This window comes from Streptomyces sp. NPDC046465, assembly GCF_040646035.1.
Lineage (GTDB): Bacteria > Actinomycetota > Actinomycetes > Streptomycetales > Streptomycetaceae > Streptomyces.
Genome location: NZ_JBEYZK010000011.1, coordinates 293,024 through 305,847, shown reverse-complemented (window position 1 = coordinate 305,847; position 12,824 = coordinate 293,024). Strand labels below are relative to the sequence as shown.

11 protein-coding genes are annotated in these 12,824 nt (G+C 73.5%); 5 read left to right on the top strand and 6 right to left on the bottom strand.

The genetic code is table 11. The features are described 5' to 3' along the window. Positions 1-133: 133 nt before the first annotated feature. From ABZ953_RS19530 to ABZ953_RS19520, 3 genes are all read right to left on the bottom strand, one after another. A complete protein-coding gene (locus ABZ953_RS19530; RefSeq protein WP_361725122.1) occupies positions 134-2,176 on the bottom strand; it encodes an ATP-binding protein in 2,043 nt (680 codons plus the stop codon). A gap of 14 nt (positions 2,177-2,190) precedes the next feature. After that, positions 2,191-2,859 carry a DUF4255 domain-containing protein gene (locus tag ABZ953_RS19525; protein WP_361725061.1) on the bottom strand — a complete coding sequence of 223 codons (669 nt, stop codon included), beginning with the start codon at positions 2,857-2,859 and terminating at the stop codon, positions 2,191-2,193. 64 nt (positions 2,860-2,923) lie between these two features. Beyond that, a complete protein-coding gene (locus ABZ953_RS19520) occupies positions 2,924-3,610 on the bottom strand; it encodes a response regulator transcription factor (RefSeq protein WP_361725059.1) in 687 nt (228 codons plus the stop codon). A gap of 209 nt (positions 3,611-3,819) precedes the next feature. Between ABZ953_RS19520 and ABZ953_RS19515 the strand changes: the two genes are divergently transcribed. From ABZ953_RS19515 to ABZ953_RS19505, 3 genes are all read left to right on the top strand, one after another. Further along, positions 3,820-4,536, top strand: a complete 717-nt coding sequence (locus ABZ953_RS19515; RefSeq protein ID WP_361725056.1) for a DNA polymerase ligase N-terminal domain-containing protein — start codon at positions 3,820-3,822, stop codon at positions 4,534-4,536. A gap of 147 nt (positions 4,537-4,683) precedes the next feature. Beyond that, positions 4,684-5,562: a VOC family protein gene (locus ABZ953_RS19510; protein WP_361725053.1), complete on the top strand. Its 879-nt coding sequence runs from the start codon at positions 4,684-4,686 to the stop codon at positions 5,560-5,562. A gap of 150 nt (positions 5,563-5,712) precedes the next feature. After that, positions 5,713-6,579 (top strand): SigB/SigF/SigG family RNA polymerase sigma factor, encoded by an 867-nt coding sequence (locus ABZ953_RS19505; RefSeq protein ID WP_361725119.1) that lies wholly within the window; start codon positions 5,713-5,715, stop codon positions 6,577-6,579. A 39-nt stretch (positions 6,580-6,618) separates the two neighbouring features. Here the strand turns inward: ABZ953_RS19505 and ABZ953_RS19500 are convergent, their stop codons facing one another. Genes ABZ953_RS19500 through ABZ953_RS19490 form a run of 3 tightly spaced genes read right to left on the bottom strand, consistent with a single transcriptional unit; the run spans position 6,619 to position 8,420 of the window. Further along, on the bottom strand, positions 6,619-6,957 hold the full coding sequence (locus ABZ953_RS19500; RefSeq protein ID WP_361725050.1) for a DUF6233 domain-containing protein: 339 nt from the start codon (positions 6,955-6,957) through the stop codon (positions 6,619-6,621). A 10-nt stretch (positions 6,958-6,967) separates the two neighbouring features. Next, positions 6,968-7,900, bottom strand: coding sequence for a LysR family transcriptional regulator (locus tag ABZ953_RS19495; protein WP_361725047.1), 933 nt, complete (start codon positions 7,898-7,900; stop codon positions 6,968-6,970). Between the two features lie 55 nt (positions 7,901-7,955). Then, positions 7,956-8,420 (bottom strand): hypothetical protein, encoded by a 465-nt coding sequence (locus ABZ953_RS19490; RefSeq protein WP_361725044.1) that lies wholly within the window; start codon positions 8,418-8,420, stop codon positions 7,956-7,958. A gap of 313 nt (positions 8,421-8,733) precedes the next feature. On the opposite strand from ABZ953_RS19490, the gene ABZ953_RS19485 reads away from it, so the two are divergent. After that, positions 8,734-10,236, top strand: coding sequence for a 3' terminal RNA ribose 2'-O-methyltransferase Hen1 (locus ABZ953_RS19485; protein WP_361725041.1), 1,503 nt, complete (start codon positions 8,734-8,736; stop codon positions 10,234-10,236). Beyond that, on the top strand, positions 10,233-12,800 hold the full coding sequence (locus tag ABZ953_RS19480; RefSeq protein WP_361725038.1) for a polynucleotide kinase-phosphatase: 2,568 nt from the start codon (positions 10,233-10,235) through the stop codon (positions 12,798-12,800). Before ABZ953_RS19485 ends, ABZ953_RS19480 begins: the two co-directional genes overlap by 4 nt. Positions 12,801-12,824 lie beyond the last annotated feature (24 nt).

The following is a 12,824-nucleotide window of genomic DNA, read 5'->3' as shown; positions in this document are numbered from 1 at the left end:
GACGGTCTTCACGCTGAGGAAGAGCCGCTCCGCCACCTCGTGGTTGGTGAGCCCCCTGCCGACCACAAGGGCGACCTGCAGCTCGTGCTCGGCACGCCACCCGCCCCTTCCTCTTCGTGGGCCACTTCCGGTGTCACTGCCAGGGCAGTGACCCGCCCGGCACCAGGCGGCCCATCTTGCGGTACTCCCGCAGCGCGCCGGCCCGCACGTCCTCGCCCCTGACCGGGCCGCCGTGCCCCGCCGCCAGATACGCGGCGGTCACCGCGGCCGACCGGATGGCGCCGCCGGACAGCTCGAACTCCTTCGCGCACCGCCCGAGTTCGTCGTCCATGTCCGGCTCGCAGGGCGTGTCGGCCAGGCAGGTGCGCCACAGGGCGACGCGCTGCTCGGCGTCCGGGAACGGGAAGTCGACGACCAGGTCGAGGCGGCGGGTGAACGCGTCGTCGATGTTGGCCCGCAGGTTCGTGGTCAGCACCGCGATCCCGTCGAACGCCTCAAGGCGCTGCAGCAGGTACGCGCTCTCCAGGTTGGCGTACCGGTCGTGCGAGCTCTTGACCTCCGAGCGCTTGCCGAAGACGGCGTCGGCCTCGTCGAACAGCAGCACCGCGTCCGTGCGGTCCGCCTCGATGAAGATCCGCTCCAGGTTCTTCTCCGTCTCCCCGACGTACTTGTCGACGACGGCCGACAGGTCCACCACGTACAGGTCGAGGCCCAGCTCACCGGCGACCACCTCGGCCGACAGCGTCTTGCCGGTGCCGGAGTCCCCGGCGAACAGCGCGACGACCCCGCGCCCGCGCCCGCCGCCGGTCCGCAGCCGCCACTCGCCGAGCACCTTGTCGCGGTGCCGGGCGCGCAGGGCCAACTCGTGGAGCAGGCCGAGCGGCTCGTCCGGCAGCACGAGATCGCCGAAGCCGACCTCGGGCCGGATGCGCCGGGCGTGCTTGTCGAGCAGGGGAGCGGACTGCAGCCGGGCGTTGCGCTGGAGGTGCGCGGCGGTCGGCGGGGTGCCCTCGAAGGCGGCGAGGCCCGCGGCGCCCCGCGCGGCACGGCTGATCTGCGTGCCGCTGAGCCGGTACGGCGCGACGGCCTCGCCGAGGTCGAAGTCCGGCTCGTACGCGGGGACGTGCCGGGTGAGCTCGGTGTGCCAGGCCCCGGGCAGGTCGAGGCCGTCCTGCGGCGCGTCAAGCGCGAGCAGCCCGGCGTCCGGCGCCCAGCCGGGGTCGTACGGTTCGCTGCCGAAGAACACCACGGGCATGTCGCCGGTCGCCAGGGACCGCACCAGGGCGCCGGGTTCGGTCGGCAGCGGGCCCACGACGAGCGCGGCCTGCCGCAGCCGGGCCTCGCGCACGAGCGCGGTGGCGGTCGCGGTCGCGGCCGTGCCGTCCCCGGTCCTTGCCGGGGGCCGGTAGCGCAGAACGGGCAGCCCCGCCGCCCGGAGCGCGTCGACCACCGGCTCCGCCGCGGTGCCCTCCCTGCGCTCGCGCAGGTGGACGAGGAGCGGCTGCCCGGCGGAGAGGTCGGCGATGCGGGTGGCGAGCGGGTGGGCCGGTGCCGCGGCCTCGCCGGTGAGCAATTCGACGTCCTGGCCGACCAGTTCCGGGTCGAGGGCGTCGTCGCCGAGGAGCTGGGCGACCACCCGCTCCGGTACGCGCAGGGCACGTCCCGGCAGCGGCCGCTCCTCGTCCTCGATGACGATGAGGCCACCGGCGCGCAGGGGTGCCTGCGGGTGGAAACGGGTGCGGGCGAGCGGGTCGTGCGGGCCGGTGCCCGACAGGTCGAGGGCCAGCGCCACGGTGGCCCTGCGGCGCCCGACGTCGTCGTTGAGGTAGCCGTACAGCGGCTCGAAGCGCCGGTCGACGTCGGGGGCGAGGGCGGTGAGGAGGATGTGCCGGTCGAGCGGGCTGAGCCCGAACCGCTGTGCCAGCTGCGCCAGCGGATCGGCGGCGCCCCCACCGCCTTCGGTCTCCGTTCCCGTCTCCGTTCCTGTCTCCGTTCCCGTCTCCATGGGGTCCGGTGCGGAGGCAGGCTCCGCCGCGGGAGCGGTGGCGAGGCGGTGTGCGGTCTCGGGCGTGACGTACAGGCCGCGCAGCGGGTCTCCCGCCGTGGGGTCGTCCGCGCCGCGCCGTTCGACGAGACCGGCCACCCGGCCGCGCAGCGACTCCAGCCGCGCCAGCATCACTTCGGCGGCGCTCACCGGGTCTCCGCCCCGTTGGACCCCGTCCCGTTGGTCCCAGCCCCGTCGTCACGCTGCTTGCGCAGCATCCGGGGCCGTGCGTCGCCCGGCTCGCCGTCGAAGCCGCGGACGGCGACGACCGCGCCCTCGGTGACCGGCGGTGCCACGGTGTACGTCGGCGACACCGGGAACGGCACGGTGATCACCACGTCGAGGGACGGCTTCAGCTCACCGCCGAGCGCCGACCAGACGTCCGCGATGGACCGGGACTCGGTCGGCGGCACCGCGACGGTCAGCGGCAGGGTGGCCTGCAGCGCCGCGAGCGCGTCGGGCAGGTCCTCGGGCGGAAGGAGCTCGTGCGAGAGCAGGGTGCCGAGGGCGGCCGAGAGGAGCCGGTGCTCGTCCTCGGGGCGGTTGGTCCAGGCGGTGAGCAGGTAGGAGAGCCGGAACCAGCGCGGCGGCTGCCGCCTGCGCAGCACCGTGCCGTCCGGCCCCCGCTCGGCGTAGGCGCCGCGCTCGCGCCGGGCCACGTCCTCGCGGATGTCGTACAGGTACGAGTTGAGCGTGGGCGCGTTGCGCCGCGCCGCCCAGTCGCGGGTCGGCGCCTCGAAGACGACCTCGCCACTGCCCTCGGGGAGCGCCCCGCGCAGCAGCGCGCGCAGCGCCTCGTCCACTTCGTGGATCACGGCCGGGCCTCCCGCGTACGTGGTCCGGACCCGGGGGTCCGTGAAGGGAGGTGGTTCGGTCGCATCAGATGTATCCCTCCCGCAGCGCATACGCGACGGCATGCGCGCGGTTCTGCAGCTGCAGGCGCGTCATCAGCGCGTGCAGGACGTTCTTCACGGTGCGTTCGGAGTAGGCGAGCTTCTCCGAGATCTGCTTGGTGTCCAGACCCTCCGCGATCAGCCGTACGACGTCCACCTCGCGGGGCGCCATGCCCAGCGTGGGCAGGGCGCCGACGGCGGACGGCGGGCCGTCGAGCGACGAGAGCCGCAGGCGGCCCAGCTGGCTCATGAGCCGGTTGATGAGATCGGGCGGCAGTTCCCCTTCGCCGCGCGCCGCGCTGTGCACGGCACGCAGCAGCTTCTGCGGGGTCGCCTGGTGCCGCCAGAGGATGGCCCGTACGCCGTACTCGACGACTGAGAGCAGCTCCGGCTCGCGCAGTTCGCTCGCGATCAGCACGACGCGCTGTTCGGTGGCTCTGGTCAGGCGGCGCAGCTCGGCGCCCGCCGGGTCGTCGAGCCGGTCCACGAGCATGACGGCGACCCGGCCGGGCGTGGCCGGTGCCGCCGCCCGGTCGGTCTCGGGCGCCTGCGGGGCCTCCCCGGGCCGCTCCAGGAGCTCGACGGTCGGCTCGTGCCGGAGATGGCTGATCACTCCGGCCCGGCTGAGGGGGTCGGTGGCGTGTACGACCACCGATATGCGTGTATCGGACACTGAAGTTCCCTGTCTTCCCCCGAATAGCGACGGGCACAGGGTGTCCCCCCTCGATCAATAAACGATTGTCGCCGGATCAACGCGGTCGTTTACCGACGTGAGTGGGGCAAGAGCCGACACCGCGCCGGTCGGCGCGGCCTCCCGTACCGTCGCCAGGAGGAGATCGGCGAGAAGCGCCCTGGGGGCGACCCGACGCGAAGGAGCCTGTCGTGAGCGAGAAGGACGGTCTGCGGGCCTACCGCGGGAAGCGGCGCTTCGACAGGACGGCCGAACCGAGCGGCGACCGGGCGGCGCGGGCGGAGGGTGCCGCGCCGGACGGGGCCTCGCCGGACGGGGCCTCGCCGGACGGGGTCGCGCCGGACCGGGTCGTGTCGGACCGGCAGGACGACGAGCCCGTGTTCGTGGTGCAGATCCACGACGCGAGCACGATGCACTTCGACTTCCGCCTGGAGGTCGACGGTGTGCTCAAGTCCTGGTCGGTCCCCAAAGGGCCCTCCACCGACCCGCACGACAAGCGGCTCGCCATCCCCACCGAGGACCACCCCATGGAGTACCGGCACTTCGAGGGTGTGATCCCCGAGGGTGAGTACGGCGGCGGGACGGTCATCGTCTGGGACCGCGGCACCTACCGGCCGGCCAGCCACGACAAGCAGAAGCGGCCCGTGCCGTTCGCCCGGTCCCTGGAGAACGGCCACGCCACGTTCGAGCTGCACGGCGAGAAGCTGCGCGGACAGTACGCGCTCACCCGGTTCCACGGCCGCGAGGAGCAGGGCGGCGGATCCGCCAAACCGACCTGGCTGCTCGTACGGGCCGGATCGGCGCGCGGCAAGGGCGGCGGGACCCCCGACCCGCGGCGGGCCCGCTCCGCCCTCAGCGGCCGCACCCTGCGCCAGGTCGCCGAAGCCCCGGACGCGCCCACCCCGTGACCTTCTCCCCGTGACCTTCTCCCGTGACCACGTGAGGACCTTTGTCCCTCTGGTGAGTGAGGAAAGTCCCGGTATGTCGGTTCCGGTCTGCGGAACCACACCTCAGACGCCAGGAACCGGTTGAGGGAGAAGGCTGTGCCAGGAGACATGAGTGTGGGCAACCGCCCGGGGTCGGCGAGCGGGACGTTCTGGAAGACCAGAGCACTGCGCCTCGTCCCGCCCGGCGAACGCGGGCCCGCCGCCCTCGGAGGCGGCCCGCCGCCGGGCGCTTCGGGCACGGCGTACGGAGCGCCGTGCTGGCTGAGCCTGGTCTCGCGCGATCTCCGGGCCGCCGAGGAGTTCTACGGCCGGGTCCTCGGCTGGTGCCATGTGCCGCTGCTCGGCTCGGCGGGCCGCCCCCGGTCCCTGGCGCTCAAGGCCGGGGCGCCGGTGGGGACCGTCAGCGAGTCCGCCAGCGAACTCGGCGGCTACGCGAGCTGGATGCCGTACTTCCTCGTCCACGACGTGGATGTCGCCGTGGCCCGGCTCCGGGAGCGCGGCGCCACCGTCGCGGTCGGGCCGCTGACCACCGGCACCGGGCGGGTCGCCGTGGTGGCGGGGCCGGAGGACGCGGTGTTCGGCTTGCGCCAGAAGACCCCGGACCTGCGCTGGGCGGTCGGCCAGGGCCCGGTCGCCCGGCTCGACCTGCACACGCGGGACATCTTCGCGGCAGCCCTCTTCTACGGCGGCGTTCTCGGCTGGGCCGGGGACCCGGAGGTCAGCTGCGACGTGGAGTACGTCGACGAGCGGATCGCGGTGCGGGACGGCCGGCGCACGGTCGCCTCGCTCAGGAGCGGGGCGGCGCCGGGCTCCGAGGGGCGGCACCGCTGGCACACGGGCTTCCGGGTCGCCGACGTCGACGCGGTGGCCGCCGCGGCCGTGGCGTGGGGCGGGCGCGTGATCTCACCGCCGTCGGGGCGCAGTTCCCGGCGCCAGGCGGTGCTCGGGGACCGGGAAGGCATCCCCTTCACCGTGGTCACGGGTTGAACAGTGCAGGTCAAGCGTAGAGGGGATCGGACGATGTTTCGTCGGGCAGTCGGCGTGAACGAGGCCACTGAGCCGAACCGGAGGGTGCGGGGCGGCTTCGTCGGACCGCGGCGTGCGCAGGTCGTCGGACCGCAGCGCGTCGGGTTCCACGTGCCGCACCGGGGAGAGTTCATCGGCCCGCAGCGCGGCGAGGACGCCGTACTGCCGCGGATCGAGGAAGCGGACCAGGTCGCGCCGAAGGACGCCCGGGAGCTGTCGAAGCTCTTCTTCGAGCAGCTCAAGACGGTGGAGGAGGGATCGCCCGAGCACACGTACACGCGCGACACCCTCATCGAGATGAACCTCTCCCTGGTGCACTACGTGGCGGGCCGCTTCCGCAACCGCGGCAACGGCCAGCTGGAGGACATCGTCCAGGTGGGGACCGTCGGTCTGATCAAGGCGATCGACCGATTCGACATGGACCGAGGGTTCGAGTTCGTCTCGTTCGCCGTCCCCTGCATCCTCGGTGAGATCAAGCGGTACTTCCGGGACACCAGCTGGGCCGTGCACGTCCCGCGCAGGCTTCAGGAGCTCCGTACCGAACTGGCCAAGTCCCAGGAGCGGCTGTCGTCCGTGCTCGGCCGCGAACCGACGGTCAAGGAGCTCGCGGCCGACGTGGGCGTGACCGAGGAGCAGGTCCTCGAGGGCATCGTGGCCGCCAACGGTTACGCCGCCGGGTCCCTGGACGCCCCGCACGACCTCGGCGACGACGGCGACGTGAACAGGAGCGGCCGCTCGCTCGCCGAGGTGATGGGCGATCTGGACCCCGCGATCGAGGTCGTCGAACACCTCCACGCCCTGGCCCCGCTCCTGGCGGAGCTCGACGAACGGGAACGCCGCATCATCGAGCTGCGCTTCGGCCAGGAGATGACCCAGGCCGACATCGGCCACGTCCTGGGCATCTCGCAGATGCATGTGTCCCGCCTCCTCGCCCGGACCCTGGCACGGCTGCGCGCGGGGCTGCTCACGCGGGAGTAGAGCGGGGCGCCGGGGCCGGTGTGCCGGGACAGCCGCGGCTCAGTCCAGCACGCCGAGCCCGGTGTCGGGGCGGCAGTGCGGGCACGGGTCGACGTTCTCGGCGAGGGCGCGGCGGGCCGCGTCGCGGGCGACGCCGCGTACGCGCTTGCCCGCCATGTGGCAGCCCCCGACGTGCACGTACACCGGGGCCCGCCCGCCGAGGCCCTGTTCGATCACCCAGTCGGGGACCGGCGGCCTGGCCCGCTCGCCGCGGCGCCGCTCGGCCTCGCGCCGCTCCTCGTCCGCGATCCATCCGCGCGTGCGCTTCAGGTCGCCCACCTGGACGCGTTCCAGGAAGCGCAGCAGGTCGAGGCGGGTCGGCGGGCGTGATTCGTTCACATGTTCGAGTCTAGTGCCCGGTCGGCCAGGACGGGCGCCAGACCGGTCCGGGGAGCGGTGGCAGGCCCACGAAATGCTTGATGACCGCCCGGAGCCCACGGTGCGGATTCGTGCGGGGCAGCAGCAGGGAGAGCGGGTAGGCGAGCGTCGGGTTGACGATCGGGATGCGGCGCAGGTCGTGGCCGGCCGGCCAGAGGTACCGGTCGCGCGCGCCGACGAGCGTGGCCACGTCGGCGGAGTCCGCGAGCGCGTCGAGCAGCACCTCGTTGCCGAAGTTCGGGCCCGCCGCGTCGATGCGGAGGTCGAAGGCGGTGACGAGCTGGTCGTAGAACTCCGCCCATTCGCTGCGGGGCGCGATGCCCGGCACCCGGATCCGCAGCTTGCGCAGCCGGTCCGGGGTCAGGGTGCGGGCGGCGGCGAGCGGGTGCCGGGGGCCGACGAGAAGTTCAAGGGGGGAGTCGAAGGCGTGGATCATCCGCACGTCGGGCGGGAGCGCGGCGGGATCGGTGACGGTGCGGAACGAGGCGTCGACCTCGCCCGCCCGGACGGCGGCAGCCGCCACCTGCGGGTCGTCGACCCTGAGGGTCACCACGTCGAGGTCGGTTCCGGGGTGCGCGCGCCAGTAGTCGTGCAGGATGACGGCCTGGGCGCTGCGCAGGCCGAGAACGTCGATCCGCAGGGACCGTGAGCCCGGCCCGACCGCGGCAGCGGCGCGGTCGACGCCCGTGACGATGCTCTGCGCGTGCGGGAGGAAGGCCTGGCCGTCGAGGGTCAGCTCGACGCCCCGGGCGGTACGGGTGAAGAGGCGGACCGCCAGCTCGCGCTCCAGGGCGGAGATCCGCTTCGAGACGGCCTGCTGCGTCACGCCCAGCTCGTCGGCCGCGTGCCGCAACTGTCCTAGCTCGGCCGCCCGGACGAACGATCGCACTGCCTCGGTGTCCATCGCTCCAGCTTAAGTACGCACAACCAGCGGTTGTGGCTCGCCGTAGGGCGGTTGGTCAGTTGGTCCAGGCTCGGCAGGTTCTCATTCCCGGTGCCGGTGCTCTTGACGCGCCGCCGCGCCAGACGCCGGTGTTCCACTGTTCGCCGTCCGGGCACGTGCCGTCGATGCCCCACGACGACTGTCCGCCCACGGCCTCGGGGCCGCCGCGGTGGAAACCGGACGCTCCGGCCGGCACGGCCGAGCCGCGGTAGTGGGTCTGCCCGCCGTGCTGGTTCGCGCCGCCGCCCCCGTACATGTCGAGCATGTCGAGCTGCACGGACCCGCCGGAGAAAGCCTGGCTGTCGGCGGAGACGAACTCCTGGTCGCTCTTGGGGCAGGACACCGTGATCTCCACCGTCGCCCCGGGGGCGGCGGTGGAGGGGGACGCCGAGGCGTCGGCGCCCTCCCAGGCGTACGCCGCGGTGGATGGCGCGAGGGCCAGGGCGGCGGACGCGGTGAGGGTGCGGGCGATGCGGCGCATGTCGGGGTCTCCGGGGCCGTGCGGGTGGTCGACGCGCGGCGAGGCCCCTGTCGGGGGAGGAAAGGGGGCGCCCGCCGCGCTGCTGCCATCCGACACCGGCTGCCCGGCGGGTGCCCGCCGGGTGCGGCCGACCGGGTTCCGCGATCAGGCGGCCGGGCGCGCGGTCGTCGCGCGACACCCTGTCACCGAGCCCCGCCCCCCGAGCCCCGCCCCCTCCCGAGCCCCGCCCCCTGACCCCCGAGCCCCGCCCCGAGACCGCTTTCGCCCACAAACCCCGTGGCCTTCGACGCCCCGGAACGCGATACTCGACCGTGTGTTCTTGACGATCTCGACTACAGGCGATGCGCAGAACCCGGCCACTGACCTGGGCTTCTTGCTGCACAAGCATCCGGACCGCAGCTATCTCGGCAAGCTGTCCCACGGGACCGCGCATGTCCTCTACCCCGAGGCGACCGCTGAGCGCTGCACCGCCGCGCTGCTGCTTGAGGTCGACCCCATCGCGCTCGTGCGGCGCGCCAAGGGCAAGGGGCGCGGCGGCGCGCCCGACGCGGCGCTCGCGCAGTACGTCAACGACCGTCCGTACGCGGCCTCTTCGCTGCTCGCCGTCGCGCTGAGCTCGGTGTTCTCCAGCGCGATGCGCGGGGTGTGCAAGGCGCTCCCCGAGCGGGCCGCCCGGCCCCTGCCGCTCCGCGTCGAGGTGCCCGCCCTGCCCGCGCGTGGCGGCGCCGAGCTGGTACGGGCGCTCTTCGAGCCGCTCGGCTGGATGGTGACGGTGACGCCGGTCCCGCTGGACATGCGCTTCCCCGCGTGGGGCGACTCGCGGTACGTACAGCTCGTACTCGAAGTGCCCGACGGGAAGCTGACGTTGGGCGAGGCGCTGCGGCACCTGTACGTCCTGCTGCCCGTCCTCGACGACGCCAAGCACTACTGGGTCTCACCGGACGAGGTCGACAAGCTGCTGCGGGCCGGGGAGGGCTGGCTCGCGGGCCACCCGGAACAGCAGGTCATCACCAGCCGCTACCTCGCGCGGCGCCGCTCCCTGACCCGGGAGGCCACGGAGCGGCTCGAACTGGTGCGGCTCGCCGACGCGGACGACACGGACGTCGAGGAGATCGACAACGCCGTCGACGAGGAGTCCGACACCGAGGAGAAGCCGGTGCCGCTCGCCGTGCGGCGCCGCGAGGCGATCCTCGCCGCGCTGACCGCCGCCGGGTCCGGCCGCGTGCTCGATCTGGGCTGCGGCCAGGGCCAGTTGGTGCAGGCGCTCCTCGATGACGTGCGCTTCACGGAGATCGTCGGCGTCGACGTGTCCATGCGCGCGCTGACCGTCGCTTCGCGGCGGCTGCGCCTTGACCGCATGGGCGAGCGCACGGCGCAGCGCGTCAAGCTCCTGCAGGGCTCGCTCGCGTACACCGACAAGCGGCTCAAGGGGTACGACGCCGCGGTGCTCAGCGAAGTGATCGAACACCTCGACCCGGAGCGCCTGCCCGCCCTGGAGTACGCGGTGTTCGGCTCCGCGCGACCCCGCACCGTCCTCGTGACGACGCCGAACGTGGAGTACAACGTCCGCTGGGAAACGCTCCCCGCCGGACACGTCCGCCACGGGGACCACCGCTTCGAGTGGACGCGCGAGGAGTTCCGGGCGTGGGCCCACCGGGTGGCCGAACGGCACGGCTACGGAGTGGAGTTCGTGCCCGTCGGGGACGACGACCCCGAGGTGGGACCGCCCACGCAGATGGCGGCCTTCACCCGGAGCGAGAAGACGCGGACATCCGGCAGGACCGAGACGACCAGGAAGGAGGTGCGGGCCGCATGACGAACGACACCGGCGCCGCCCCGGCCGTGCGGCGCACCCTCCCCGTCACCGACCTCTCCCTGGTCGTCCTCGTCGGCGCCACCGGCTCCGGCAAATCCACCTTCGCGCACCGGCACTTCAAGCCCACCGAGGTCATATCCAGCGACTTCTGCCGCGGGCTCGTCGCCGACGACGAGAACGACCAGAGCGCGAGCCGCGACGCCTTCGACGTGCTGCACTACATCGCGGGCAAGCGCCTGGCCGCGGGCCGCCGCACCGTCGTCGACGCGACCAACGTGCAGGGCGAGAGCCGCAAGCAGTTGATCGAGCTGGCCAGGCAGTACGACGTGCTGCCCATCGCGATCGTGCTCGACGTGCCCGAGGAGGTCTGCGCCGCGCGCAACGCCACCCGCGAGGACCGGGCGGGCCTGCCGCGCCGCGTCATCCAGCGCCACCAGCGCGAACTGCGCCGCTCCCTGAAGCACCTGGAGCGCGAGGGCTTCCGCAAGGTGCACGTCCTGCGGGGCGTGGCGGAGGTCGAGGGCGCCACCGTCGTCACCGAGAAGCGCTACAACGACCTCTCCCACCTCACCGGCCCCTTCGACATCATCGGCGACATCCACGGCTGCGCCGCCGAGCTGGAGACCCTGCTCGGCAAGCTCGGCTACGTCGACGGCGCCCACCCGGAGGGCCGTACGGCCGTGTTCGTCGGCGACCTCGTCGACCGCGGCCCGGACACCCCTGGCGTGCTGCGCCGCGTGATGTCGATGGTCGCCGCGGGCACCGCGCTCTGCGTGCCCGGCAACCACGAGAACAAGCTCGGCCGGTATCTGAAGGGCCGGGGCGTCCAGCACACGCACGGCCTCGCCGAGACCGTCGAGCAGCTGGCGGGGGAGAGCGAGGAATTCCGCGCGCAGGTGCGGGAGTTCGTCGACGGCCTTGTCTCGCACTACGTCCTTGACGAGGGCAGGCTCGTCGTCTGCCACGCCGGTCTGCCCGAGAAGTACCACGGGCGCACGTCCGGGCGGGTCCGCTCGCACGCGCTGTACGGGGACACGACCGGCGAGACCGACGAGTTCGGCCTGCCGGTGCGCTACCCGTGGGCGGAGGACTACCGGGGCCGGGCCGCGGTCGTCTACGGCCACACCCCGGTGCCCACCGCCACCTGGCTGAACAACACCATCTGCCTGGACACCGGCGCCGTCTTCGGCGGCAGTCTGACCGCGCTGCGCTGGCCGGAGCGCGAGCTCGTCGACGTACCGGCGGAGCGCGTCTGGTACGAGCCGTCCAAGCCGCTGCGCACCGAGGCGCCGGGCGGCCACGACGGACGCCCGCTCGACCTGACCGACGTGCACGGCCGCCGCACGGTGGAGACGCGGCACGCGGGCCGCGTCGCCGTGCGCGAGGAGAACGCGGCCGCGGCCCTGGAGGTCATGAGCCGCTTCGCCGTCGACCCGCGGCTGCTGCCCTACCTGCCGCCCACGATGGCGCCGACGGCCACGTCGCAGCGGGACGGCTATCTGGAGCACCCGGCCGAGGCGTTCGCCGCCTACGCCGAGGACGGTGTGGCCCGCGTGGTGTGCGAGGAGAAGCACATGGGCTCGCGCGCGGTGGCCCTGGTCTGCCGCGACGCGGACGTGGCCCGCGACCGCTTCGGGGTCGAAGGGGGCCCGACCGGTTCCCTCTGCACCCGCACGGGCCGTCCCTTCTTCAGCGATCCGGCCGCCACCGAGGAGCTGCTCGGGCGGCTGCGCGGCGCCATCACCGAGGCAGGCCTGTGGGACGATCTCGGGACGGACTGGCTGCTGCTCGACGCGGAGCTGATGCCGTGGTCACTGAAGGCGACCGGGCTGCTCCGTACGCAGTACGCGGCCGTGGGCGCCGCGGCCGGGGCCGCGTTCCCCGGCGCGATCGCCGCTCTGGAGGGTGCGGCGGCGCGCGGCGTCGACGTCGGTGACCTGCTGGCCAGGCAGCGCGGGCGGGCCGAGGACGCCGCCGCGTTCACCGACGCCTACCGCCGCTACTGCTGGCCGACCGAGGGCCTTGAGGGCGTGCGGATCGCGCCGTTCCAGATCCTGGCGGTCCAGGGCCGCAGCCTCGCCGGGCTCCCGCACGACGAACAACTGGCCCTGATCGACCGCATGGTGGAGCACGACAGCAGCCAGGGCTCCGACCTGCTGCAGACCACCCGCAGGCTTTACGTCGACACCGGTGACGAGGCCTCCGTGCGGGCGGGCATCGACTGGTGGCTCGAGATGACGAGCCGCGGCGGCGAGGGCATGGTCGTCAAGCCGGTGGCGGCGCTGGTCAGGAACGCGCAGGGCAGGCTCGTCCAGCCCGGCGTCAAGTGCCGCGGCCGCGAGTACCTGCGGATCGTCTACGGCCCGGAGTACACGCGCCCGGAGAACCTGCGGACGCTGCGCGGCCGCTCCCTCGGCCACAAGCGCTCGCTCGCCGTCCGGGAGTACGCGCTCGGCCTGGAGGCCCTCGACCGGCTCGCGGAGGGCGAGCCGCTGTGGCGCGTGCACGAGGCGGTGTTCGGGGTCCTCGCCCTGGAGTCGGAGCCGGTGGACCCGCGGCTCTGAGTACGGCGGCTCCGATTGCGGCGG

Bases quoted from the DNA above. Each gene is read 5' to 3' on its own strand.
- ABZ953_RS19530 (WP_361725122.1), bottom strand. From the start codon at position 2,176: ATGCTGGCGCGGCTGGAGTCGCTGCGCGGCCGGGTGGCCGGTCTCGTC.
- ABZ953_RS19510 (WP_361725053.1), top strand. From the start codon at position 4,684: ATGAGTGTGGGCAACCGCCCGGGGTCGGCGAGCGGGACGTTCTGGAAG.
- ABZ953_RS19495 (WP_361725047.1), bottom strand. From the start codon at position 7,900: ATGGACACCGAGGCAGTGCGATCGTTCGTCCGGGCGGCCGAGCTAGGA.
- ABZ953_RS19490 (WP_361725044.1), bottom strand. From the start codon at position 8,420: ATGCGCCGCATCGCCCGCACCCTCACCGCGTCCGCCGCCCTGGCCCTC.
- ABZ953_RS19480 (WP_361725038.1), top strand. From the start codon at position 10,233: ATGACGAACGACACCGGCGCCGCCCCGGCCGTGCGGCGCACCCTCCCC.